Annotated in this window: 25 protein-coding genes, 1 tRNA gene, 1 pseudogene and 1 other annotated feature; of the genes and pseudogenes, 7 read left to right on the forward strand and 20 right to left on the reverse strand. The window is 40.3% G+C overall.

Going from position 1 to position 23,053, the window contains the following annotated elements; translation table 11 throughout:
- Nucleotides 1-229: 229 nt before the first annotated feature.
- The 3 genes from ffh to HWX15_RS08295 all read right to left on the reverse strand — a co-directional run bounded on the left by ffh (nt 230) and on the right by HWX15_RS08295 (nt 2,613).
- A complete protein-coding gene (gene ffh / locus HWX15_RS08285; RefSeq protein WP_175880824.1) occupies nt 230-1,801 on the reverse strand; it encodes a signal recognition particle protein in 1,572 nt (523 codons plus the stop codon).
- Between the two features lie 11 nt (nt 1,802-1,812).
- Entirely contained in the window at nt 1,813-2,145 is a 333-nt protein-coding gene (locus HWX15_RS08290; RefSeq protein WP_175880825.1) for a putative DNA-binding protein, read from the reverse strand.
- Between the two features lie 90 nt (nt 2,146-2,235).
- Complete coding sequence (locus HWX15_RS08295; protein ID WP_004242372.1) at nt 2,236-2,613, reverse strand: YwiB family protein; 378 nt, start codon at nt 2,611-2,613, stop codon at nt 2,236-2,238.
- A gap of 71 nt (nt 2,614-2,684) precedes the next feature.
- On the opposite strand from HWX15_RS08295, the gene HWX15_RS08300 reads away from it, so the two are divergent.
- A complete protein-coding gene (locus HWX15_RS08300) occupies nt 2,685-3,989 on the forward strand; it encodes an HD domain-containing protein (protein WP_175880826.1) in 1,305 nt (434 codons plus the stop codon).
- 12 nt (nt 3,990-4,001) lie between these two features.
- Entirely contained in the window at nt 4,002-4,808 is an 807-nt protein-coding gene (yidA, locus tag HWX15_RS08305; protein WP_175880827.1) for a sugar-phosphatase, read from the forward strand.
- 55 nt (nt 4,809-4,863) lie between these two features.
- Here yidA and HWX15_RS08310 read toward each other — a convergent pair.
- The 6 genes from HWX15_RS08310 to HWX15_RS08335 form a co-directional block, all read right to left on the reverse strand.
- Nucleotides 4,864-4,935 (reverse strand) — tRNA-Arg (locus tag HWX15_RS08310).
- A 41-nt stretch (nt 4,936-4,976) separates the two neighbouring features.
- Nucleotides 4,977-5,324 carry a 50S ribosomal protein L19 gene (gene rplS, locus HWX15_RS08315; protein WP_001068669.1) on the reverse strand — a complete coding sequence of 116 codons (348 nt, stop codon included), beginning with the start codon at nt 5,322-5,324 and terminating at the stop codon, nt 4,977-4,979.
- A 118-nt stretch (nt 5,325-5,442) separates the two neighbouring features.
- A complete protein-coding gene (gene crcB / locus HWX15_RS08320) occupies nt 5,443-5,772 on the reverse strand; it encodes a fluoride efflux transporter CrcB (RefSeq protein WP_175880828.1) in 330 nt (109 codons plus the stop codon).
- Nucleotides 5,766-6,140 carry a fluoride efflux transporter CrcB gene (crcB, locus tag HWX15_RS08325; protein WP_175880829.1) on the reverse strand — a complete coding sequence of 125 codons (375 nt, stop codon included), beginning with the start codon at nt 6,138-6,140 and terminating at the stop codon, nt 5,766-5,768. Before crcB (HWX15_RS08325) ends, crcB (HWX15_RS08320) begins: the two co-directional genes overlap by 7 nt.
- On the reverse strand, nt 6,137-6,403 hold the full coding sequence (locus HWX15_RS08330) for a chorismate mutase (protein ID WP_078238390.1): 267 nt from the start codon (nt 6,401-6,403) through the stop codon (nt 6,137-6,139). Before HWX15_RS08330 ends, crcB (HWX15_RS08325) begins: the two co-directional genes overlap by 4 nt.
- A 114-nt stretch (nt 6,404-6,517) precedes the next feature.
- Nucleotides 6,518-6,961 (reverse strand): flavodoxin, encoded by a 444-nt coding sequence (locus HWX15_RS08335; RefSeq protein WP_001162128.1) that lies wholly within the window; start codon nt 6,959-6,961, stop codon nt 6,518-6,520.
- A gap of 103 nt (nt 6,962-7,064) precedes the next feature.
- Between HWX15_RS08335 and HWX15_RS08340 the strand changes: the two genes are divergently transcribed.
- Nucleotides 7,065-8,000, forward strand: a complete 936-nt coding sequence (locus HWX15_RS08340; protein ID WP_175880830.1) for a DHH family phosphoesterase — start codon at nt 7,065-7,067, stop codon at nt 7,998-8,000.
- A 95-nt stretch (nt 8,001-8,095) separates the two neighbouring features.
- Nucleotides 8,096-8,338: a type B 50S ribosomal protein L31 gene (locus tag HWX15_RS08345; protein WP_000710764.1), complete on the forward strand. Its 243-nt coding sequence runs from the start codon at nt 8,096-8,098 to the stop codon at nt 8,336-8,338.
- 138 nt (nt 8,339-8,476) lie between these two features.
- Here the strand turns inward: HWX15_RS08345 and tatA are convergent, their stop codons facing one another.
- From tatA to HWX15_RS08375, 6 genes are all read right to left on the reverse strand, one after another.
- Nucleotides 8,477-8,647, reverse strand: coding sequence for a twin-arginine translocase TatA/TatE family subunit (gene tatA, locus HWX15_RS08350; RefSeq protein ID WP_000512107.1), 171 nt, complete (start codon nt 8,645-8,647; stop codon nt 8,477-8,479).
- Nucleotides 8,631-9,362, reverse strand: coding sequence for a twin-arginine translocase subunit TatC (gene tatC / locus HWX15_RS08355; RefSeq protein ID WP_175880831.1), 732 nt, complete (start codon nt 9,360-9,362; stop codon nt 8,631-8,633). The genes tatA and tatC overlap by 17 nt, the downstream gene beginning before the upstream one ends.
- Nucleotides 9,363-11,051, reverse strand: a complete 1,689-nt coding sequence (locus HWX15_RS08360) for an FTR1 family protein (RefSeq protein WP_175880832.1) — start codon at nt 11,049-11,051, stop codon at nt 9,363-9,365.
- Nucleotides 11,026-12,240, reverse strand: coding sequence for an iron uptake transporter deferrochelatase/peroxidase subunit (efeB, locus tag HWX15_RS08365; RefSeq protein ID WP_175880833.1), 1,215 nt, complete (start codon nt 12,238-12,240; stop codon nt 11,026-11,028). Before efeB ends, HWX15_RS08360 begins: the two co-directional genes overlap by 26 nt.
- A gap of 5 nt (nt 12,241-12,245) precedes the next feature.
- Nucleotides 12,246-13,118: an iron uptake system protein EfeO gene (efeO, locus tag HWX15_RS08370; protein ID WP_175880834.1), complete on the reverse strand. Its 873-nt coding sequence runs from the start codon at nt 13,116-13,118 to the stop codon at nt 12,246-12,248.
- A 168-nt stretch (nt 13,119-13,286) separates the two neighbouring features.
- Nucleotides 13,287-14,684, reverse strand: a complete 1,398-nt coding sequence (locus tag HWX15_RS08375) for an N-acetylmuramoyl-L-alanine amidase (protein WP_175880835.1) — start codon at nt 14,682-14,684, stop codon at nt 13,287-13,289.
- Between the two features lie 382 nt (nt 14,685-15,066).
- On the opposite strand from HWX15_RS08375, the gene HWX15_RS08380 reads away from it, so the two are divergent.
- Entirely contained in the window at nt 15,067-16,326 is a 1,260-nt protein-coding gene (locus HWX15_RS08380) for an N-acetylmuramoyl-L-alanine amidase family protein (RefSeq protein ID WP_175880836.1), read from the forward strand.
- Between the two features lie 165 nt (nt 16,327-16,491).
- Here the strand turns inward: HWX15_RS08380 and HWX15_RS08385 are convergent.
- A pseudogene (locus HWX15_RS08385) lies at nt 16,492-16,974 on the reverse strand (transposase); the annotation flags it as partial.
- A 433-nt stretch (nt 16,975-17,407) separates the two neighbouring features.
- Between HWX15_RS08385 and gdhA the strand changes: the two are divergent.
- Complete coding sequence (gene gdhA / locus HWX15_RS08390) at nt 17,408-18,754, forward strand: NADP-specific glutamate dehydrogenase (RefSeq protein WP_175880837.1); 1,347 nt, start codon at nt 17,408-17,410, stop codon at nt 18,752-18,754.
- Nucleotides 18,755-18,910: 156 nt separating this feature from the next.
- Here the strand turns inward: gdhA and HWX15_RS10055 are convergent, their stop codons facing one another.
- Nucleotides 18,911-19,066: a hypothetical protein gene (locus HWX15_RS10055; RefSeq protein ID WP_254867370.1), complete on the reverse strand. Its 156-nt coding sequence runs from the start codon at nt 19,064-19,066 to the stop codon at nt 18,911-18,913.
- A gap of 153 nt (nt 19,067-19,219) precedes the next feature.
- Between HWX15_RS10055 and HWX15_RS08400 the strand changes: the two genes are divergently transcribed.
- The gene (locus tag HWX15_RS08400) at nt 19,220-20,476 is read left to right on the forward strand and encodes an ISL3 family transposase (protein ID WP_175880838.1); all 1,257 of its coding nucleotides are present in this window, start codon (nt 19,220-19,222) and stop codon (nt 20,474-20,476) included.
- Between the two features lie 126 nt (nt 20,477-20,602).
- Here HWX15_RS08400 and rplL read toward each other — a convergent pair whose 3' ends face one another.
- The 3 genes from rplL to HWX15_RS08415 form a co-directional block, all read right to left on the reverse strand.
- On the reverse strand, nt 20,603-20,971 hold the full coding sequence (gene rplL / locus HWX15_RS08405) for a 50S ribosomal protein L7/L12 (protein WP_001196965.1): 369 nt from the start codon (nt 20,969-20,971) through the stop codon (nt 20,603-20,605).
- A 72-nt stretch (nt 20,972-21,043) separates the two neighbouring features.
- The gene (gene rplJ, locus HWX15_RS08410) at nt 21,044-21,544 is read right to left on the reverse strand and encodes a 50S ribosomal protein L10 (RefSeq protein WP_001287277.1); all 501 of its coding nucleotides are present in this window, start codon (nt 21,542-21,544) and stop codon (nt 21,044-21,046) included.
- Between the two features lie 38 nt (nt 21,545-21,582).
- Nucleotides 21,583-21,718, reverse strand: a sequence feature (ribosomal protein L10 leader region).
- A gap of 75 nt (nt 21,719-21,793) precedes the next feature.
- Nucleotides 21,794-23,053 (reverse strand): TRZ/ATZ family protein, encoded by a 1,260-nt coding sequence (locus tag HWX15_RS08415; RefSeq protein ID WP_175880839.1) that lies wholly within the window; start codon nt 23,051-23,053, stop codon nt 21,794-21,796.

A 23,053-nucleotide genomic window follows, 5' to 3' on the forward strand; every position in this document is an offset into this window, starting at 1 on the left:
TCTACTATTATATCATTCTTTGCAAATTCAAAATAGACTTTTTTTCTTCTTTCTAATACTCAATGAAAATCAAAGAGGAAGCTAGCCGCAGGCTGCTCAAAGCACCGCTTTGAGGTTGTAGATAAGACTGACAAAGTCAGTCACATATGTACAGTAAGGCGACGCTGACGTAGTTTGAAGAGATTTTCGAAGAGTATAAAAAAGGAAAGCCCTGCGGCCTTCCCTTGTCTTACTTGCGTTTCTTCTTCGCTTTTTTCATTTTATTCGCCATGCGTTTCATGGACTGTTTCATAGCAAATTCACCGATTTTACCTTTGAGTCCGCCACCAAACATTTGGCTCATATCTGGCATTCCTGCTCCTCCGAGAGCTGACAGGTCAGGCATGCCACCTTGTCCCATCATTCCTTCAAGGGCAGACATATCCATTCCTCCCATATTTGGCATATTTTTTGGAAGGTTGTTTGGATTGATTCCCATCTGCTTCATCATCTTGTTCATATCACCAGACATGACTCCTTGCATGAGCTGTTTAGCCTGGTTAAAGTCCTTGATGAATTTATTGACTTCGACAAAGGTATTTCCAGAACCTGCAGCGATACGACGGCGACGGCTTGGATTTAACAAATCTGGATTTTCACGCTCTTCAGGTGTCATGGAAGACACAATGGCACGTTTGCGCGCAATCTGGCGCTCATCTACCTTCATATTTTGAAGGGCTGGGTTGTTGGCCATACCTGGAATCATCTTGAGCAAGTCTTCCATTGGCCCCATGTTTTGCACCTGATCCAACTGATCAATGAAATCATTGAAATCAAAGGTGTTTTCACGCATCTTCTCAGCCATTTCAAGGGCTTTTTGCTCATCGTATTCCTGAGAAGCTTTCTCAATCAGAGTGAGCATATCCCCCATACCAAGGATACGGCTAGACATACGGTCTGGGTGGAAGGTCTCAATGTCCGTAATCTTTTCACCTGTACCAGTGAACTTGATTGGTTTTCCAGTAATGTGACGAACAGATAGAGCAGCACCACCACGAGTATCGCCATCAATCTTAGTAAGGATAACCCCAGTCACTTCCAACTGAGCATTAAACTCACGCGCAACATTGGCTGCTTCCTGACCAATCATGGCATCAACGACGAGCAGAATTTCGTTTGGTTGAGCCAGTGCTTTTACGTCACGAAGCTCGTTCATCAAAAGCTCATCAATCTGCAAACGACCTGCCGTATCAATCAAAACATAGTCGTTATGATTGGCTTGGGCTTGTTCCAAACCTTGACGTACAATCTCAACAGCTGGTACTTCTGTTCCAAGTGCAAAGACAGGCACATCAATCTGCTGTCCTAGTGTCTTAAGCTGATCAATGGCAGCTGGACGATAGATATCCGCCGCAATCATCAAAGGACGGGCATTTTCTTCCTTCTTGAGTTTGTTAGCCAGCTTACCTGCAAAAGTTGTTTTACCAGCTCCCTGCAAACCAACCATCATGATGATTGTAGGAATCTTAGGTGACTTGATAATTTCTGCCGTATCAGAACCTAAAACAGCTGTCAGTTCCTCATCAACGATTTTAATAATCTGTTGCGCAGGATTAAGTGTATCAATGACCTCATGCCCGACTGCACGCTCACGAACTTTCTTGATAAAGTCCTTTACAACAGGCAAGGCAACGTCGGCCTCGAGCAAGGCCAAGCGAATTTCTTTGGTTGCCTCTTGGACATCAGATTCAGAGATTTTTCCTTTTTTACGTAGACTTTTAAAGACGTTCTGCAAACGTTCTGTTAAACTTTCAAATGCCATTTTTCTTCCTCTTATTCTCTATTATCAATGCTTGTTAAAATTTCTATCTGCTCCTGCAGAAAGTCATCCTTGGGATAGCGCTCCAAAATCTGGTCAAAAATCTGACTGCGGACAAGGTAGTCCGAGTACATGTGCAATTTCATCTCATAATCTTCCAGAATCTTTTCTGTCCGTTTGATATTGTCATAGACAGCCTGACGACTAACGCCGAACTCCTCGGCAATCTCAGCAAGGCTGTAATCATTAGCGTAGTAGAGCTCGATATAATTCATTTGCTTATCTGTCAAAAGCGCTGCATAAAATTCAAAGAGCGCATTCATACGATTGGTTTTTTCGATTTCCATAACTTTTATTATACCAAAAAATAGCCTAATCTACCACACTAGGGAGCCAATCTAAGAAGATAACTAGCTAAATTTGAAAAAGACATGAGACTAACCCCAAGTAATTTCCAATTGATAGCGGGCAAAGGGATGTCCCTCTTGATTTTGTAGTTGATAATCTAGTTCAATCTTTTGCCCATCAACTTGATAATGGCTCGTTTGGATGATAAACTCCTGCATGCCCATAGGTGTAGGAATATAGGCTAAACTATCGCTATCCTTTAGAAAGCGCATAATGGTCTTGGGATTGGAAAATCGACTCATCACCAGTTCTTGACCATGAAATTTAATAACCACTTTTTCCTTTTCCTCATTATAGAAAAGCAGGTAGCTATAATCTCCTTTTTCATGCACTTCCACGTCATAAAGCTGGTCAATCACTTCCAACTGTTCATCAAACTGAATGGTATTTCGCATCCGAATCTTCACATCAGGTCCTCTTTCTTGTCTCTTGTCCTACTATTTTACCAAAAAGAGCAGGATTTTGCTATAATGGTCATATGAACGAAAAAGTATTCCGTGACCCAGTTCACAACTACATCCATGTCAATAATCAAATCATCTATGACTTGATCAATACAAAAGAATTTCAGCGTTTGCGTCGTATCAAACAACTGGGAACTTCCAGTTATACCTTCCACGGTGGAGAACACAGTCGCTTCTCTCACTGTCTAGGAGTCTATGAGATTGCTCGTCGTATCACGGAAATTTTTGAAGAAAAATATCCTGAAGAATGGAATCCTGCCGAGTCTCTCTTGACCATGACCGCTGCTCTCCTACATGACCTTGGACATGGTGCCTACTCCCATACTTTTGAAAATCTCTTTGATACAGACCACGAAGCCATTACTCAGGAGATTATCCAAAGCCCTGAAACGGAGATTCACCAAGTTCTGCTACAAGTGGCGCCAGATTTTCCAGAAAAGGTTGCCAGTGTTATCGACCATACCTACCCTAACAAGCAGGTCGTGCAACTCATTTCCAGTCAGATTGATGCGGACCGCATGGACTATCTCTTGCGCGACTCCTATTTTACAGGAGCTTCTTATGGGGAATTTGACCTGACTCGCATCCTCCGAGTCATTCGTCCTGTTGAAAACGGTATCGCCTTTCAGCGCAATGGCATGCATGCTATCGAAGACTACGTCCTCAGTCGTTATCAGATGTACATGCAGGTTTATTTCCACCCCGCAACACGCGCCATGGAAGTTCTCCTGCAAAATCTTCTCAAGCGCGCCAAGGAACTCTATCCTAAAGACAAAGACTTCTTTGCACGGACATCTCCACATCTCCTGCCTTTCTTTGAAAAAAATGTGACCTTGTCTGATTATCTGGCTCTGGATGATGGTGTGATGAATACCTACTTCCAGCTCTGGATGACCAGTCCTGATAAGATACTCGCAGACCTGTCGCAACGCTTTGTCAACCGCAAGGTCTTTAAATCCATTACCTTTTCACAAGAGGATCAAGACCAACTCGCTAGCATAAGAAAATTAGTTGAGGATATCGGCTTTGATCCAGACTACTATACTGCCATTCATAAGAATTTTGACCTCCCTTATGATATCTATCGTCCCGAATCTGAAAATCCACGGACACAGATTGAGATTTTACAAAAAAATGGAGAACTGGCCGAACTCTCTAGCCTGTCTCCTATCGTCCAATCCCTTGCAGGTAGTCGCCACGGAGATAATCGTTTCTATTTCCCAAAAGAAATGTTGGACCAAAACAGTATCTTTGCTAGCATTACCCAGCAATTTTTACACTTGATTGAGAACGATCATTTTACCCCAAATAAAAACTAGAAGAGGAAATTTATGAGTATTAAACTAATCGCCGTCGATATTGACGGAACTTTAGTCAACAGCCAAAAGGAAATCACTCCTGAAGTCTTTTCTGCCATCCAAGATGCCAAAGAAGCTGGTGTCAAAGTCGTGATTGCAACCGGTCGCCCTATCGCAGGTGTTGCCAAACTTCTGGACGACCTGCAGTTGAGAGACGAGGGTGACTATGTGGTGACCTTCAACGGTGCCCTTGTCCAAGAAACTGCTACAGGACATGAGATTATCAGTGAATCCTTGACCTATAAGGATTATCTGGATATGGAATTTCTCAGTCGTAAGCTCGGTGTCCACATGCACGCTATTACCAAGGACGGCATCTACACAGCCAATCGCAATATCGGAAAATACACAGTGCACGAATCAACCCTCGTCAGCATGCCAATTTTCTACCGTACACCTGAAGAAATGGCTGACAAAGAAATTGTCAAGTGTATGTTCATAGATGAGCCAGAAATCCTCGATGCTGCGATTGAAAAAATCCCAGCCGAATTTTACGAACGCTACTCCATCAACAAATCTGCTCCTTTCTACCTCGAACTCCTTAAAAAGAATGTTGACAAGGGTTCAGCCATCACTCACTTAGCTGAAAAACTCGGATTGACCAAAGGTGAAACAATGGCTATCGGTGACGAAGAAAATGACCGTGCCATGCTGGAAGTCGTTGGAAACCCCGTTGTCATGAAAAATGGAAATCCAGAAATCAAAAAAATCGCCAAATACATCACTAAAACAAATGACGAATCTGGCGTTGCCCATGCCATCCGTACATGGGTACTGTAAAAGGGTATGAATAGACGAAAACCGCTCAGCTGAGCGGTTTTTGATGTCTAATTACTGCCCCCTGCAGGAATCGAACCTGCAACTACTCCTTAGGAGGGAGTTGTTATATCCATTGAACTAAGGGAGCTAGATAAAAACTCTGCTGAAAAGCAGAGTTTTTTAGTCGAATTAACGACGGATTTCTTTGATACGAGCTGCTTTACCTTGAAGAGCACGCAAGTAGTACAATTTCGCACGACGTACTTTACCGTAACGAACAACTTCGATTTTTTCAACACGTGGAGTGTGGATTGGGAAGATACGCTCAACACCTACACCGTTAGAGATTTTACGAACTGTGTAGTTTTCTGAGATTCCAGCACCTTTACGTGCGATAACAACACCTTCAAAAATCTGGATACGTTCACGGTTACCTTCGACAACTTTCGCGTGTACACGAACAGTGTCACCAGGACGGAATGATGGGATATCTGTACGAAGTTGACCTTCAGTCAAGCTTTGGATTAATGGATTCATTTTATTCTCCTATCTTTGTCAATCTTGAGGAAACTTCCTCAGCGGATAAACTGTATTTTTGTGCGTCCATTACACACAAGATACAGTTTACCAAATTTCCACAAAAAAGTAAAGAAATTTACAACAGAATTCCTAAAAAAATCGCAACCGAACCACCTAGGTAGGTCAAAGCTAAATAAGAATAAAATACCTTCTTATCACTTAGCAGTCTTTGGAGTTCGTCATTCAAGGTGGAAAAAGTTGTCAAACCGCCACAAAAACCCGTCGCTAAAATAGCATAGATTTCCTTAGACTCTACATGATTGTAGAATAATCCAATCAAAAAACACCCTAAAAGATTTGCTATAAGCGTTCCGAGTGGCAATGTAGAAGCTTGATTATAGCGGGAAAAGAAATAGCGCATTAAAGCTCCGAAACCACAAGCAATTGCAAGATAGGCGATTACCATTTCTTCCTCCCTAAATAGTAAGCTAAAAGCAGTCCTCCACCGATGCTCAAAAGCAAATACATAACCAAACTAAGATAACGCCCTGTATCCAGTAATTTTACAGCATCAAGCATGAGACTGGAAAAGGTTGTTAAGCCGCCACAAAAGCCCGTCCCCAGTGCTAAAACCAAGCCCTTACTAGTCCCCTTATAGACCAGATAGCCCTTGACAAGATAAACCAAGCAGAAAATGCCTAGATAGTTAACAAGAAGAGTGCCCCAAGGAAAATCTGGACTGGCTGGTAACCAAGTGGAAACTAGATAGCGTACAAGTCCGCCCAACATAGCAGCTAGAAAAATCCCTAGCGGATAAAATTGTTCTTTTTTCATTTGATATTTTGATCCTGATAATCACGCGAACGTTTGAGTATGTCCGAAAAAGTCGCTACAATAGTCTCCTGATAGCGCTTGTCTCCTACACGACTTCTAACCTTTTCAAAAATAACTTCTTCTCTCTTGGTATCTAAAATCGGTTTACCCGAAGCTTTCTTATAGGCAACTACACCCTCAACTAAATGCATTCGTTCTTCTAAGAGCTTGACGATTTGATCATCGATTTGATCAATTTCTTGACGAATAATATCTAAATCCATACAGTCTCCTCCTTTATTTGAATTATTGTATCAAAAAGCCACCAAATAGGCTAGTAAAATCCCAACTCACGATAAAAAACTGCACTGATTGATTACATCAGCGCAGTTTTATACTTATCCTACTTTAGCAGCCAATTCTTCTGCGAATTGTTCCAAACGTTCAATGTCTTCTTCCTCAGCAGAAAGATCAACTTTAACACACTCTGAACCTTTTTCTGCTCCTGTTGACACAAAGACACGGTCAAAGTCATCAACAGCCTTACAAAATTCATCGTAGAAGGTATCTCCTGAGCCGACCACTCCGTAGATTTTACCATTCAAGTTGAGATCTGCTAGGTCTTCGTAGAAGTCCATCATCTCATCTGGCAATTCTCCATCACCATAAGTATAGGTCGCAACGATAGCGATGTCTGCTTCCAAGAAGTCTGAAGCGTCAACAGTTGTACATTCATCAACATCAACATCCAAGCCCAAGTCACGTAATTTGTCTGCTACAATATCTGCAATTTCTTCGGTATTACCGGTCATACTGGCAAATACAATTTTTGCTAATGCCATATCGTCCTCCTCAATTTATCTTTCTCCATTATATCACATCTTTTTCATTTTAAAAATAAAAATTCTTGTGCTACAATGAAATGAGAAAGAATTGAGGTTATTTATGGAAATTTGCCATCAAATTTTAGAAAAAATCAAAGAATACGACACGATTATCATTCACCGTCATATGAAACCAGACCCTGATGCCTTGGGAAGTCAAGTGGGCTTGAAAGTTCTTCTCAAACATCATTTCCCAGAAAAAACCATCAAAGCCGTTGGTTTTGATGAACCAACTCTTACTTGGATGGCTGAAATGGATCTTGTTGAAGATAGTGCCTACCAAGACGCCCTTGTCATCGTCTGTGATACAGCTAATACTGCTCGTATCGATGATAAGCGCTATATTCAAGGTGATTTTCTCATCAAAATTGACCATCATCCAAATGATGATGTATATGGTGACCTATCTTGGGTGGATACTAGTTCAAGCAGCGCTAGCGAGATGATTACCCTATTTGCCCAAACAACTCAACTATCCTTGTCAGATCGCGCTGCTGAATTGCTCTTTGCAGGTATTGTTGGTGATACAGGTCGCTTTCTTTATCCTTCTACGACTGCACGGACTCTTCGCCTTGCTGCTTATTTGAGAGAACATAACTTTGACTTTGCAGCTCTCACTCGCAAAATGGACACTATGAGTTACAAAATTGCTAAACTTCAAGGCTACATCTACGACCATCTGGAAGTGGATGAAAATGGTGCTGCTCGCGTTATCCTGAGTCAAGAAGTCTTGAAACAATTCAATGTTACCGATGCTGAAACTGCAGCCATTGTCGGTGCACCTGGACGTATTGACAGCGTCAGTATCTGGGGAATTTTTGTAGAGCAGGCTGATGGCCACTACCGTGTTCGCTTACGCAGTAAAATCCATCCTATCAATGAAATTGCCAAAGAACATGATGGAGGAGGCCACCCTCTAGCAAGTGGGGCTAATTCCTATAGCCTAGAAGAAAACGAAATCATCTACCAAAAGTTAAAAAACTTGCTTAAAAACTGAAAAAATACTTGCCAAACTTTTCAGAATCTGATAGACTAGTATGGTAACAATCTATGGCTCGCAAAGAGACCATGGCAGAAAGGAAATATTGCAAAATGAAAAAAGATATCCATCCAGAATATCGCCCAGTTGTTTTCATGGACACAACTACTGGTTACCAATTCCTTAGCGGTTCAACAAAACGCTCTAACGAAACAGTTGAGTTCGAAGGCGAAACTTACCCATTGATCCGTGTGGAAATTTCATCAGACTCACACCCATTCTACACTGGACGTCAAAAGTTCACTCAAGCAGATGGACGCGTGGATCGTTTCAACAAAAAATACGGTCTCAAATAATGATAAAAAGACAGCTTCGGCTGTTTTTTTTGTTTCTTGAAATCAACTGCTGTTTTCATATTCCAGACTCAAAAAACTTTGCACTCTCGATTGCCACACAATGGCTTCCAGAGTACAAAGTTTTTTATTAGACAAGGTTTAGTCTTCCTTATCTTGATTTTCAGCTCCTTTAACTGCTTTTTTAAATTCAGATAGCATTTTACCGATTGACTCGCCTAGTTCAGGCAATCGTTTTGGTCCAAATATCAAGAGAGCTCCTAAAACGATGATAATCAATCCTGGTGCTCCAATATCACGTAAGATTCCCATTCCTCTCTCCTTTCTGCTTGCGTTTCATAATGTATTTGCTGATAGCAATACTCAATTCATAGAGTAAAATCAAGGGGGCAGTCATTGCCAAATCGCTGACAAAGTCAGCTGGTGTCAAGATGACTGCGAGTACCAATAAGATAAAATAAGCATATCGGCGATAAGCAATCAATAATTCTGGTCCAATGAGTCCAATCGTCGTCAAAAAGGCAATGATAACTGGCAATTCAAAAATCAATGCCAAAGGCAAGGTCGTTTGAAAAACAAAGGACAGATAATTTTGGGCGGTTAATTGCGTTTCAAATAGTCCTTCTCCTAGCCCTAATAAAACCTGAAGTATGGCTGGTGTTACAAAGTAAAAACCAAAAGCCAGTCCAACTAGAAAACAAAGAAAACTAGCTGGAATATAGGCAAAGACTGCTCTAGCTTCTTCCTTCTTTAAACCTGGTTTGATGAAAGACCAAATATGATACACCGTGTAAGGTAAGGTTATGGTAAAGGCCATCAGACTAGCTAAACGTATGTATATCCATAAAATATCATTAGGGCCTAGAACAATCAACTTTTGCTGAAAAGATTGGGTCACATACTGGTAAATCTGATCTGCAAAAAGCAGAGATACACAGAATACCAAAAAGAAACAAATGACCACTGCCAATAATCTCTTTCTAAATTCTACCAGATGTTCCACGATTGTCAATTCTTTTCTATCCATTTATTTTTCACCCTGTCTGAAAGTGACAATCAAAACAATAATAACAAAGACTAGCTGGCTAACCAAACCTTCCCAACTTGGATAAATTCCCAGCAGGTCGATCGTTGGAAATCCTGTCAGCAAGTGGTTAGGTGCCATATTGGTCAATTGAAGAGCATGGATACTAACCCCCAGCATCTTAAAGGCTAGAGCATAAATCATCCAAGTCAGGATAAAGAAGACCTTATGTGGCAGGAAGAATTGACTGGCCTTGTTCATCACAATGGCAATAATTACCAGAACCAGCAAGGCAAGTGAAATGCCCAATACAAATTCAAAGCTGGAAATCCTTGGTAAAATTCCAACATAAAAGAGAATGGTTTCTGCTCCCTCACGGAAAACAGCTAGAAAACTGAGGGCAAACATGGAAATAAAGGAGCCTGTTTTGGTCACTGTTTCCATTTGTGACTCCATAAAGGCATTCCATTTTTTGACCGAGGATTTGCTGTGGAGCCAGATTCCAATCAAAATCATCATAGCTACTGCAAAAATTCCCACTGCTCCTTCGATGATTTCACGATTGGAGCCTGATGTTACTGCTGGAAAGGCAATTTGCAGGATGAAAGCAATAAGGAGACTAGCCATGATTCCTGTGATAGCACCACCATAAACCCACTTGAGTCCTTTTCGCATCTTGGCTGCTTTCAAGGTCGTCACCAAGGCCATAACGATTAAGAGAGCCTCTACACCTTCTCTTAGAAGAATCAGCATAGCATCAAAGGCATTGTAACGTGCGCTAGTATCAATTTGTGATAAATCTGCTATCAGTTTTTCTAATTTTTCTTGGTATTCCTTCTCACTTCCCTTGACCATAATCACAGGGCTTTCACTTTCCACTCGTGTATAGAGGGAAGGATTGGTCGTGCTAACAGAACCCTCAATCGTTGGCCAAATGGTAATAAATTCCTTCATACTGGCTACTCCTAATGCTTGGTCACCAGCTTGGAATTGTTCCAAAGCCTTCTTCAAAAGGGCAATACCATCTTTAAGACTCAAATCCGAAGATGTTGCTACTACTTCTTTTCCACTCACAAAATCATCAATAGCCTTTTTTAAGTCCTCAAAGGAAGTCTGGATTGAGTTGAAATCTGTAGGTTCGGTTTCCATGCTACTACGCAGGAAGGAAATAGCTGTTTCAACACGCCCATAATGAGCTGTACTATTGTCACGAACCACACTTTCATTTATGGTCCAAGTGGAATTCATTTTCTTAAAGGCTTCACGAACCTTTTCCAAATCTTTGGAGGCAATGGCCTGCTCCAAAGCTTCAAAACGAGGACTTAGACGGTTGACCAATTTTTCCTTTTCCGCATCTAAGTTAACAGGATTTTGTTCTTTTTCAAAGGCCAATAAGGCTGAAGAAAGTTCGGTGAGTTTGTCTTCAGTAATCTCACCTGATTGAGCTAACTTTTCCTTGACGACTTTACCAGCCTCAGAATTACTGTCTTTTACTCTCTCGAAATCTGATGCCATCTCTGTAACGAGTTTCTGGGCCTCAACCTGATTGCCATTTTTGACCGCTTTAGACGCATCTGTGATTTTCACAAAGTAAGAACTCAGACTTTCTTGGGCACCTACTGGGGAAAGAATTAAAAATAACAGAGCTAAAACTAGTAACCAGCTTCTAGCCTTCCAATAATTTCTGACCAATATAGCCTCCTTTCTCCACACCACCAAAGCAAGCAAAAAGTCCACTACCAATATGAGTGATATATTCATTCATCTTATCTGTAGCACCTAGATTGGTTTGAACCTTTACAAAGTTATCAGGATCCTTCTGGAAAGAAATGAAAAGCAATCCTGTATCAAACTGGCCAGTTTTTTCATCAATTCCATCTGAGTAAGAATAAGAACGACGTAAAAGTGGCTTATCCACTTCCTTAGCCAAACGGACATGTGAATCATCAGGTAAGAGACTTAAATCCACTTCATCAAACTCATTTTTCTTACCAAAGGGGGCACCACTTTCCTTGTAACGACCAAAGGTATTTTCTTGTTCTTCAAGACTAGTGCGATCCCAGGTCTCTAAAAACATCTGAATACGACGAACTGCCATATAAGAACCATTTTCCATCCAGTCCTTACTATCAGCCCAGATAACGCGGTCAAAGTCTTGCTCCTTGGTTGGATTTGCTGTTCCATCTTTAAAACCAAAGAGGTTACGCGGAGTCTCCATTCGATCTCCGATAGCTGCAAATCCCGACTGACTCCAACGAAGGATCACGGCATTTCTCCCCTTACGGATGAGATTGCGAATAGCGTGAAAGGCAACTTGCTCATCATCGGCACAAGCCTGAATCACAATATCTCCACCAGTATATTTTTCACGCAATTGCTCCTTAGGAAAAGGCGGCAAATCCCTAAACACTTGAGGACGCTTGTTTTCCAAGTTCATCTTTTTCAAGAAACTGGCAGACACACCAAAAGTCAACGTCAAACGATGAGGGTGGAGCCCGACTGTTTCACCAGTGTCGCTCGGAGGCAAGAGAGCATTCTGGCCATCTTTTTTGACCAGTTCCCCATCAACCAACTTGGCACTATAATCCGTCCAATCCTTGAATAGCTGGATAATCTTATCTCTATCCGTCGTATGCAGGTCCAAGACAACAAAATAGATATTCTTTTGCATGGGCGTACTAATTCCAGCTTGATGCTTGCCATAAAAAGCAATTTTTTCATTTCCGTACGAGATTTTTTCCTGAGTCCCAAGCTTGGGTGCGAAAAAAGCAGAAGCACCAGAGAGTCCTAGCGCTAAACCAGCCCCTCCAATCCCTGCTTTTTTTAGAAATTCTCGACGGTCCATTTTCTTCTCAAAAAACTTTTCGTCTTTTTCAGTCATGACTCTTATTCTCCACTAAGAAATTTACCCATTTGTGATAGAGGCTCACCAAGTTTTGTCACAGCTTCTGACAATTCTTTGGTATCTTCTTTTGTCAAATCAGTATAGAGTTTGTAGTGTTCCTTATCTGTCATGTGTTTATCCAACAAACTATTGACAGACTTGAAGTCTGCTTCCAATTCTTTAACTAGGTTAGCGTCTGATTTTTCAAGTAAAGGTTTAAAGAGTTGGAAAATCTTCTCAGCACCTTCGATATTGGCACGGAAGTCATACAGGTCTGTGTGAGAATAAATTTCCTCTTCACCTGTAATCTTGCTTGTCGCTACTTCGTTAAGCAAGTCAACTGCTCCAGTCAGCATAACCTTGTAGTCCACATCAACAGTTGCAATCTTGGCTTTCAATTCCTTGATATCATTTACCAACTGATCGCCGTAGCTTTCAGTTCCTTTAGTTGTATTGTCTTCCCAAAGGATACGCTCAATACGGTGGAAACCAGACCATCCTTCTTCAGTCTTGTTTTCGTCCATGTAGTCTGCCAAACGGAAGTCAATTTTTACATCTGACTCACCAAAACTCTCGGCAATTGGTTCTGAACGCTCATAAGACATACGAATCAGTGGATAAACCTTTTTGGCTTCTTCTAACTTACCTTCTTTCAACAGTTTGACAAAGCCTTCTGTATCTGTCAACAGTTTATCGATTTGCTCTTGCACAAAAATCTTATAGTCAGCAGTGGCCTTATCAAGCATTTTCTGCTTGTCTTCAGACAAGGCTGTCACCTTAGATGAATCATTTGTCTCGGTTGATTTTTCAAAACGGACTGCACATGCTGTCAATAGCAAGGCTGAAGATAAAAGGACAAAACCTAGTTTTTTCATTGTATACTCCTATTGGTTCAGGATACCTGAATTAATTTTACGTTTCATTATAGCATGTTTTCACTCATTTTTCAATAAATTTTCAGACAATTTAATGTTATGAATAGCATTACAAATGCAAAAAACTAAGCCTAGGACAATCTCCAAAGCTTAGTTTGATCTAGTTTCTTAATTTCCAGCGTAATATTTTTGAATTCCTTTAATAATGCCTTCAACTAACTTATCTTGGTATTGGTCACTACGGATTCGTTGGTTTTCTTCTGAATTATCCATATAACCCAACTCTAATAACACAGCAGGTTTCGCAGTCTCACGAAGAACAGCGAAGGTGGCTTGCAGAAGTCCAGCATCCCTAGCTCCTGTCTCGGTCAAGAGTGATGAATGAAGGTCAGCGGCCAAACGATTACTTTCACTTATACGGTCTGGATTATTATGCCAGTACTGGTTAATCTTGCTCGGGTAACCTGCATCTTCCTTATAAGAATAAGTCTGTATTCCCAGATTCAGTGTTGTGTCATTCCCAGTAGCGTTAAAATGAATACTAATAAAGAAGTCTGCATTCGTCTTATTTACCATACGAGAACGCTCTGTCACAAAGTCAACATCCACATCACTATCACGAGATGTTAAAACTGTATAGCCAAGTTCTTCTAAACGTTTCCGTAATTTACGAGAGACCTGTAGATTCAAATCTTTTTCAGCTATTCCATAATAGTAAGCGCCCGAATCACGTCCACCATGCCCAGGATCTAGGAAAATAGTCTTACTATAGCGCCCCTTTTCAAATCCTTTTGGAAGTTCTTGCACCCATTTACCATTATCTTTGAAAAAATGACTACTTCCATCAATAGTATAAGTTCCAGTGACATAAACGCCATCTTCTTTAAGATAATACCAAGCTTTATAATCTTGATCATAAATCCACTCTTTGTGAGCCATGTAGCCACCAGATTTTAGATAGTAAGAGCCAACCCATTGCTGTTCAGCATAGTGCCCACCTGACTTGAGATAAAACCAGCTAGAGTAGTTAGGATCGTACACCCATTCTTTGTCTGCCATAGCCCCACTGGATTTCAGGTAATAATTTCCCTTCCAGGTATTAGCCATCATGACACCATTTTGATCAAATGCATACCATTTACCATTGATTTGACTCCATTGGTTAGACAGATATTTTCCTGAGCCATTGGCGTAGTACCACTTGTTAGCCATCTGATACCAGCTATTTTCAAGTAAGTAACCATTCTTATCAAATAGGTAGCCCTCATAGAGAGTATCTGTAAATTTGACACCCGTTTGACTATAATAAGTCCACTTCCCATCTTCTTTTACCCAACCAGTTTGTAGCTTAGACTCAGTAGGAAGAGTTGGCTTTGTCTCCTGCTTACTCGAACTAGGGGTCGTTGGCTGGTTTTCTGTAACTGCTTGAGAAGCATTTGCAGAGCTAGTAGTGGAACTACCGATAGAGTTATTCGTAGGATGACTAGTATCATTAGCTAGAACTGTTTGGCTAGTAAATCCAAGAAGAGCTAGAGCAAGAATCGTAAATTTCTTATATGATTTCATTTATTTAACCTTTCTAGGGGAATGGAATCCCTGTATTATTGAGTTATTTTACTTCCTTGATGAAAGAAGAGTTGTTCTACATCCTCTAAACTATAATTTATATGATGTCATGGAGTGTTTAGCTTATTTAAATATGTAAAACCTAAAAAGCATGGCTAAGTGGGAACCTTAAAAATTCAATCTCTGAACACCTAATCTCGCTTCAGATAGTTATCGAACAAGTCGAGTAGATTCATTAAAATCATCTATTTATATTATACACCAAATTTAAGAAAAATTTTTGCAAACATCTAAATTTAAAATAAATCTAGTCCCTAGCTATACCGAATTTTAGTTTACTCTGCCCAGTAGAGATGTTATAATAAAAATAGGAGGACACAAAATGAACAATAAAACTAAAAAGTTCACACTTGCTACAGTTTTAGTACTTTCCTTGTTAGGAGCTGGAACTCTTACATCACAATCAGTAGCTGCTAATGATAGGCTGGTTTCCACTCAAGCAATCAATGGTCAATCCTACAATATCTTAAACTCTGAGGTCACTAGTGCTTCTTCTGGTACTACTCTAGTTGGTATTGAAGGGACTTTCTTAACGCCAGATAAACAAGCTATCTTAGACCGTATCAATGCCATTCGAAAAGAGGCGGCAGATGAAGGTCTAGTTACTAGCTATGTTCCCATCAAATGGTCAACTGCACTAGAAAAAACAGCCTTCGTTCGTGCAGCAGAAGCTTCGATCACCATTGATCACACACGCTTGTCTAGCAAAGATATTTGGACTTCCTGGCCTGCAGGAAATTTCTCCCTTTCAGAAAATTTGGCTTGGAACTATGACGGATTTATGAAGGCCATCCAGCAATGGTATGATGAAAAAGCCGATTATGTTAAATCTCGTAGTGGTGTCAGTGTTACAGGTCAAACTGGACACTATAAATCCTTAATTGATCCAAAACTGACCTATATGGGGCTTGCAGCCTTTGAAAACCCTGCCACTCAAAATGGATGGATTACTGTTGCACAAAGTCTCGGAACAGCATCTGGTGGCTCTGAAGAACTAGCTGGTAGTTATGGAAAAGCCATTCAATACACAGAAGCAAATTCTTCTCAGATTCAAACATTTGCGACTAAGGCGAATCTTTTTGACAAAGACTTGAAGGCTATCGGAACTCATAAAACCAAAACTGCAAATACAAATTCAAGTCAGAAACTAGACGATGAGACCAATGACCCTGCCGAATTTCTTAATCGACTAAGAAGTTGGTTCAATCATTCTCAATACTTCGGAAGTTGGATTCAATCAAACGGACGTTGGTGGTTTAAACACAATGACGGCTCATACACGAGTAATGGATGGGAAAAAATAAATAGAACTTGGTATCGCTTTGACAACTCTGGCTGGATGCAAACAGGCTGGGTAAAAGACGGTAGCTGGTACTATCTCGACGGTTCAGGCGCTATGAAGACTGGTTGGCTCAAAGATAACGGTAGCTGGTACTACCTTCAAGATTCAGGTGCTATGAAAACAGGCTGGATGAAAGTATCTGGCAAATGGTACTATGCCTATAGCTCTGGAGCCTTAGCAATCAATACGACGACCCCTGACGGCTATCGTGTCAATGCCAACGGTGAGTGGGTAGTATAATTTAACTACAACAAAAAGACTCTATACTATCTCACAGTGAGTAATCTTCACTTTCAGATAGTATAGAGATTTTTATTTACCTAGTATAGCTCTTATCTTAGGCGTTTATAACAAACTGAAACAAGAACAAGACAAAAGCACCTCGTAAAAAGTACTGCAAGTTGCTCATACCTTTTTGAGGTGCTTTTTGATATGAGCCTATGTTTTCTCAATAGGATTGTACTCAGGTGAGTAGGGAGGAAGAGGTAAAAGTTTATGCCCAAACTCTTCACACAAGAGTTCTATCTTATCCATTCTATGGAATCTTACATTATCCATAATAATAACTGAGGGTGTATTTAATGTTGGTAAGAGAAACTTCTGAAACCAAGCTTCAAAAAAGTCGCTCGTCATCCTCTCTTCGTAGGTCATTGGAGCGATTAACTCACCATTTGTGAGCCCTGCAACCAAAGAAATCCTCTGATATCTTCTTCCAGATACTTTACCTCTTATTATCTGACCTTTTAAAGAGCGACCATACTCTCGATAAAAATAAGTATCGAATCCTGTTTCATCAATATAAACAGGTGCTAAGTGCTTTAAACTATTAAAATTTTTCAGAAATAAGGCTACTTTTTCTGGATCTTGTTCATGAATAGTATAGTACTTTATGGTTACCGAACAAGTCTAATGAAAAAATTCCGATGATAGTTCTAAATCACAATAACCGCTTGGGTTCCATGATCCAACTCCAGCAAGACATCTATACTTGTATAGAAAATCCTGCCCTGAATAAGGGGATGTAAATATTGCTTTCCTCCAAAATGGTCATAGTTTTGCTGGCAAATCTAACATATCACGGATAAATTAACAAGTGATTTCTGAATTGCTAAACATTTTCTTTTCTTATAGCATACTTTAAGATTTTCTCTTTGAGAAAGATATTTACAAGAAAAACGTTCGTTTTTTTATCTATTTTCAAAAAATCCCAAAAACTGAATTGAAAGAATTTTTAGAAAATTTCTGTTTTTTTCTTTACAGTGAAAAAAAATTCTGCTATAATGACTCATGTAATAAAATATGACAATAAAAGGAGAACGATATGACATCTGCTAAAGAATATATCCAAAGCGTGTTTGAAACTGTAAAAGCTCGTAACGGGCACGAGGCTGAATTCCTCCAAGCTGTTGAAGAATTTTTCAACACTTTAGAACCTGTATTTGAAAAACACCCTGAGTATATCGAAGAAAATATCTTGGCACGTATTACTGAGCCTGAGCGCGTGATTTCTTTCCGTGTTCCTTGGGTTGACCGTGATGGAAAAGTTCAAGTAAACCGTGGCTACCGTGTTCAATTCAACTCAGCTGTTGGACCATACAAAGGCGGACTTCGTTTCCACCCAACTGTAAACCAAGGGATCTTGAAATTCCTCGGATTTGAACAAATCTTTAAAAATGTCTTAACTGGACTTCCTATCGGTGGAGGTAAAGGTGGATCAGACTTCGATCCTAAAGGTAAAACAGATGCTGAAGTGATGCGCTTCTGCCAAAGCTTCATGACTGAATTGCAAAAATACATTGGGCCATCACTTGACGTACCTGCTGGTGATATCGGTGTAGGTGGACGTGAAATTGGTTATCTTTACGGTCAATACAAGCGTCTTAACCAATTTGATGCTGGTGTCTTGACTGGTAAACCTCTTGGATTTGGTGGTAGCTTGATCCGTCCAGAAGCAACTGGTTACGGTTTGGTTTATTACACTGAAAAAATGCTCAAAGCTAACGGTAATAACTTTGCTGGTAAGAAAGTGGTCATTTCAGGTTCTGGTAACGTTGCTCAATATGCTCTTCAAAAAGCAACTGAACTCGGTGCAACTGTTATTTCTGTTTCTGACTCAAACGGCTATGTTATCGATGAAAACGGTATTGACTTTGATCTTTTGGTTGATGTTAAAGAAAAACGTCGCGCCCGTTTGACTGAGTATGCAGCTGAGAAAGCAACTGCTACTTATCATGAAGGTTCTGTATGGACTTACGCTGGAAACTATGACATCGCTCTTCCATGTGCTACTCAAAACGAAATCAACGGTGAAGCAGCTAAACGTATAGTAGCTCAAGGCGTTATCTGTGTATCTGAAGGTGCCAACATGCCAAGCGACCTTGATGCCATCAAAGTTTACAAAGAAAATGGTATCTTCTACGGACCTGCCAAAGCTGCCAATGCTGGTGGTGTAGCCGTTTCAGCCCTTGAAATGAGCCAAAACAGTCTTCGCCTCTCATGGACTCGTGAAGAAGTTGATGGACGTCTCAAAGACATCATGACGAATATCTTCAACACAGCTAAAATAACTTCAGAAACATATGGTCTTGATAAAGACTATCTTGCAGGAGCAAACATTGCTGCATTTGAAAATGTAGCAAATGCCATGATTGCCCAAGGTATTGTTTAAGATTTATTTCCTCAATCACTACGATTGGGGATTTTTATGTTGAGTTTAGACAGTTGGGAAATTCTAATTAAATGAAATAAAAACCAAACAAATTGATTTCGGAATTCAAACCAATTTCTAACAATGTTTTATAAAACTCGGTGGACTATTCTAAATTCAATCTATTTTATACTTTTCGAAAATCTCTTCAAACCACGTCAGCGTCGTCTTACCGTAGATATGGTCACTGACTTCGTCAGTATTATCTACAACCTCAAAACTGTGTTTTGAGCAACCTGCGGCTAGTTTCCTAGTTTGCACTTTGATTTTCATTGAGTATGACTTACTCGCCAACTTTTTTGGGCTCTATAATATTTGTAGTGGGTAAATCCCCTATGGATATTATGGAGCCTATTTTTGTGTAGAAAAAAAGTTCCATATGACCTATAATGAAAAGCGACAAAACAACTCATTAGAAAGAATCATATGGAACAATTACATTTTATCATAAAACTACTCAATATTAAAGACCCTAATATCCAGTTTCTAGGCATCATCAATAAGGATACACACAAGGAAATCATCGCCAAACTGGACTATGAAGCTCCATCTTGTCCTGAGTGTGGAAGTCAAATGAAGAAATATGACTTTCAAAAACCGTCGAAAATTCCTTACCTTGAAACGACTGGTATGCCTACCAGAATCCTCCTTAGAAAGCGTCGTTTTAAGTGCTATCAGTGCTCTAAGATGGCGGTCGCTGAGACTCCTCTAGTAAAGAAAAATCACAAAATCCCTCGTATCATCAACCAAAAAATTGCGCAAAAGTTGATTGAAAAGATTTCTATGACCGATATTGCCCATCAGCTGGTCATTTCAACTTCAACTGTCATTCGAAAGCTCAATGACTTCCATTTTGAGTGTAATTGTAGAAATCTGCCTGAGATTATGTCTTGGGACGAATATGCCTTTACAAAAGGAAAGATGAGCTTTATTGCGCAAGATTTTAAAAAGCTCGATATCATCACTGTTCTTGAAGGTAAAACACAAACTGTCATCCGAGATCACTTTCTTAAATATGATAGAGCCGTCCGATGTCGCGTCAAAATCATTACTATGGATATGTTTAGCCCTTACTATGACTTGGCTAAACAGCTTTTTCCGTGTGCCAAAATCGTTCTAGATCGCTTCCACATTGTACAACATCTAAGCCGTGCTATGAGTCGTGTGCGTGTTCAAATCATGAAGCAATTTGAGCGAAAATCCCATGAATACAAGGCTATCAAGCGCTACTGGAAACTCATTCAACAGGATAGCCGTAAACTCAGTGATAAGCGATTTTATCGCCCTACTTTTCGTATGCACTTAACCAATAAAGAGATTCTTGACAAGCTTTTGAGCTATTCACAAGACTTGAAACACCACTATCAGCTCTATCAGCTCTTGCTTTTTCACTTTCAGAATAAGGAACCGGAGAAATTTTTCGGACTTATTGAGGACAATCTTAAGCAGGTTCATCCTATTTTTCAGACTGTTTTTAAAACCTTCCTTAAAGATAAAGAAAAGATTGTCAACGCCCTTCAACTACACTATTCTAACGCCAAACTGGAAGCGACCAATAATCTCATCAAACTTATCAAGCGCAATGCCTTTGGTTTTCGAAACTTTGAAAACTTCAAAAAACGGATTTTTATCGCTCTGAACATCAAAAAAGAAAGGACGAAATTTGTCCTTTCTCGAGCTTAGCTTTTCTTCAACCCACTACAGTTGACAAAGAGCCCTTTTTTGCCCCTTCTTGAACAAAAAGAAAAACCGCTACTCCTAAGAATAGCGGTTTAATCATGTTTTTAAGCTACTAATGTAGTTGCTCTATTATTTAAGAGTAACTGAAGCTCCAGCTTCTTCCAATTTAGCTTTGATTTCTTCAGCTTCTGCAGTTGCAACGCCTTCTTTAACAAGTGCTGGTGCACCGTCAACAAGTTCTTTAGCTTCTTTAAGACCAAGACCTGTGATTTCACGTACAACTTTGATAACGCCAACTTTTTTGTCGCCTGCAGATGTCAATTCAACGTCGAATGAATCTTTAGCAGCACCAGCGTCAGCAGCACCAGCTGCAGCAACAGCTACAGGAGCAGCTGCAGTTACACCAAATTCTTCTTCGATAGCTTTTACAAGGTCGTTCAATTCAAGGATTGAAGCTTCTTTAATTTCAGCAATAATGTTTTCAATGTTCAATGCCATTGTTATTTCCTCCAAATATGTTTTAAATTTATGATAGATTTTCGTAGCTAGGCTACGCTGCGTAGCTTAAGATTAAGCTGCGTCTTCTTTGTTGTCTGCAACCGCTTTGACTGCAAGAGCAACGTTGCGCACTGGCGCTTGAAGTACAGAAAGGAGCATAGAAAGAAGTCCTTCGCGGTTTGGAAGAGTTGCAAGTGCAAGAATCTCTTCTTTAGATGCGACAGCGCCTTCGATTGCACCACCTTTGATTTCAAGTGCTTCAGCGTTTTTAGAAAAGTCGTTCAAGATTTTCGCTGGTGCGATAACATCTTCGTTAGAAAATGCTACTGCAGATGGTCCAACGAATACAGATGCAAGATCTTCAAGACCAGCTTTTTCAGCTGCACGACGCAAGATTGAGTTTTTAATAACTTTATACTCAACTTCGCTTCCACGAAGCTCACGACGAAGAACTGTATCTTGCTCAACTGTCAAACCACGAGCGTCAACAACGACGATAGATGCAGCAGCTTTCATTTTTTCAGCTACTACGTCAACTAGTTCCGCTTTTTTAGCAATAATTGCTTCACTCATTAGTGTGTTCACCTCCGTAATTATTTTGCTTGGGGAATTTTTCCAAAAGAAAAACGCGCCCAAACCTAGACACGAAAGTACAATACGCTTCTTTTTACATGATACGTTTTGTCCTCGGTAGGATCCTTATGAGTCGAGCTCCCCTACTGTCTTAGGCAGTTTTTTCAAACCGTATATAAGTATAGCATAGTTAAAAAAAGAATGCAAGATTTTTGCAAACTTTTTTTAAAATTTTTCGTGATTTTTCTTTTAAAGTTCTACTGTCAGGACTTGACCTTGCTTAACAACTTGTTCTCCGGCAATATAGACATCATCAACATCACTAGATTTGACAGCATAAACTAGGTGAGAGAGCATATTTTCTTGGGGTTGGAGATGAATTTTCCCTTGTGGTTGAATAACAAGAAAATCTGCCTGTTTACCTACTTCCAGACTTCCTATCTGTTCTTCCATCCCTAGGACCTTAGCCCCTTCGATTGTTAGTGCCTTGAGGGCTGTTTCGATTGGGAATTGGCTAGCATCCTCACTCTTCATTTTCTGTAGGAGAGCGGCTGTCCGTCCTTCCTCAAACATATCAAGATTGTTATTGGAAGCAACTGAATCTGTCGCAATTCCTACTGCCACTCCTGCTTTTTGGAGCTGGATGATTGGAGCAATCCCTGATGCCAATTTGAGGTTACTGATAGGATTGTGGGCAATAGCCACGTGAGAAGTTGCCAAGCGTTCAATTTCTCGCTCGTTTAATTCGACCCCGTGAGCAAAGACAGACGGATGATCTAAATACCCCAGTTCTTCGAGAAAAGTGAGGGGGCGTTTACCATATCGTTTCAGGATAATTCCTGACTCCTCCTTGGTCTCCGCAACATGGATATGGATGGGGATATCCAACTCTTTTGCCATTTCCAGGCTCGCTTCCAGCAAGTCTCTACTACAGCTGTAGGGAGAATGTGGTGCCACCATCACCTTGAAATTTGGATTTTCATATCCTATGATTGTCTCGATAATAGATCGTGTTCTGCTTATGGTCTCATCAATTGTTTCTGTCTCTGAAGAAAAGAGGGTCGGTGAGAAATAACAACGTATCTTGGAAGCCTTGACTGCCTGATAAATCTGCTCAATCTCCACTCCATTGGGATTATACATATCGTTGAAGGTTGTTGTTCCTGACTGGAGCATTTCTGTCAGCGCTTCTTTGACCGCCTTGGTAGTCATGTCTGGAGTAAACTCAGCTTCTGCAGGCCAAATATAGTCATTGAGCCATTCATGGAGATTGCTGTCATCCCGAATTCCTCGCAAGCCTGTCATAGCAGAATGGGTGTGGCAATTGACCAATCCAGGCATGATCCAAGCTCCCTGATAGTCTATAATCTGCTCAGCTTGCTCTAAAATCTCTGGATTCTCTTGACCGACATAGACGATTTGAGAATCCTTAACTGCTAAGATTCCATCCAAATAAACATGGAAATCTTGGTCACAAGTCACGATATTTACATGCTGAAAGACTTTCAT

This window comes from Streptococcus thalassemiae (genome assembly GCF_903645285.1).
In the GTDB taxonomy this organism is placed as follows: Bacteria; Bacillota; Bacilli; order Lactobacillales; family Streptococcaceae; genus Streptococcus; species Streptococcus thalassemiae.

Excerpts from the sequence above, each read along its gene's own strand:
- crcB (WP_175880829.1), bottom strand. The coding sequence starts at position 6,140 with ATGAAAAAAGAACAATTTTATCCGCTAGGGATTTTTCTAGCTGCTATG.
- HWX15_RS08330 (WP_078238390.1), bottom strand. The coding sequence starts at position 6,403 with ATGGATTTAGATATTATTCGTCAAGAAATTGATCAAATCGATGATCAA.
- crcB (WP_175880828.1), bottom strand. The coding sequence starts at position 5,772 with ATGGTAATCGCCTATCTTGCAATTGCTTGTGGTTTCGGAGCTTTAATG.
- HWX15_RS08290 (WP_175880825.1), bottom strand. The coding sequence starts at position 2,145 with ATGGAAATCGAAAAAACCAATCGTATGAATGCGCTCTTTGAATTTTAT.
- tatA (WP_000512107.1), bottom strand. The coding sequence starts at position 8,647 with ATGGGAATCTTACGTGATATTGGAGCACCAGGATTGATTATCATCGTT.
- HWX15_RS08375 (WP_175880835.1), bottom strand. The coding sequence starts at position 14,684 with ATGAAATCATATAAGAAATTTACGATTCTTGCTCTAGCTCTTCTTGGA.
- ffh (WP_175880824.1), bottom strand. The coding sequence starts at position 1,801 with ATGGCATTTGAAAGTTTAACAGAACGTTTGCAGAACGTCTTTAAAAGT.
- HWX15_RS08415 (WP_175880839.1), bottom strand. The coding sequence starts at position 23,053 with ATGAAAGTCTTTCAGCATGTAAATATCGTGACTTGTGACCAAGATTTC.
- HWX15_RS08335 (WP_001162128.1), bottom strand. The coding sequence starts at position 6,961 with ATGGCATTAGCAAAAATTGTATTTGCCAGTATGACCGGTAATACCGAA.
- rplL (WP_001196965.1), bottom strand. The coding sequence starts at position 20,971 with ATGGCATTGAACATTGAAAACATTATTGCTGAAATTAAAGAAGCTTCA.
- gdhA (WP_175880837.1), top strand. The coding sequence starts at position 17,408 with ATGACATCTGCTAAAGAATATATCCAAAGCGTGTTTGAAACTGTAAAA.
- HWX15_RS08380 (WP_175880836.1), top strand. The coding sequence starts at position 15,067 with ATGAACAATAAAACTAAAAAGTTCACACTTGCTACAGTTTTAGTACTT.
- HWX15_RS08340 (WP_175880830.1), top strand. The coding sequence starts at position 7,065 with ATGGAAATTTGCCATCAAATTTTAGAAAAAATCAAAGAATACGACACG.
- HWX15_RS10055 (WP_254867370.1), bottom strand. The coding sequence starts at position 19,066 with ATGAAAATCAAAGTGCAAACTAGGAAACTAGCCGCAGGTTGCTCAAAA.
- HWX15_RS08300 (WP_175880826.1), top strand. The coding sequence starts at position 2,685 with ATGAACGAAAAAGTATTCCGTGACCCAGTTCACAACTACATCCATGTC.
- rplJ (WP_001287277.1), bottom strand. The coding sequence starts at position 21,544 with ATGAGTGAAGCAATTATTGCTAAAAAAGCGGAACTAGTTGACGTAGTA.
- tatC (WP_175880831.1), bottom strand. The coding sequence starts at position 9,362 with ATGGATAGAAAAGAATTGACAATCGTGGAACATCTGGTAGAATTTAGA.
- efeO (WP_175880834.1), bottom strand. The coding sequence starts at position 13,118 with ATGAAAAAACTAGGTTTTGTCCTTTTATCTTCAGCCTTGCTATTGACA.
- HWX15_RS08345 (WP_000710764.1), top strand. The coding sequence starts at position 8,096 with ATGAAAAAAGATATCCATCCAGAATATCGCCCAGTTGTTTTCATGGAC.
- HWX15_RS08400 (WP_175880838.1), top strand. The coding sequence starts at position 19,220 with ATGGAACAATTACATTTTATCATAAAACTACTCAATATTAAAGACCCT.
- yidA (WP_175880827.1), top strand. The coding sequence starts at position 4,002 with ATGAGTATTAAACTAATCGCCGTCGATATTGACGGAACTTTAGTCAAC.
- efeB (WP_175880833.1), bottom strand. The coding sequence starts at position 12,240 with ATGACTGAAAAAGACGAAAAGTTTTTTGAGAAGAAAATGGACCGTCGA.
- rplS (WP_001068669.1), bottom strand. The coding sequence starts at position 5,324 with ATGAATCCATTAATCCAAAGCTTGACTGAAGGTCAACTTCGTACAGAT.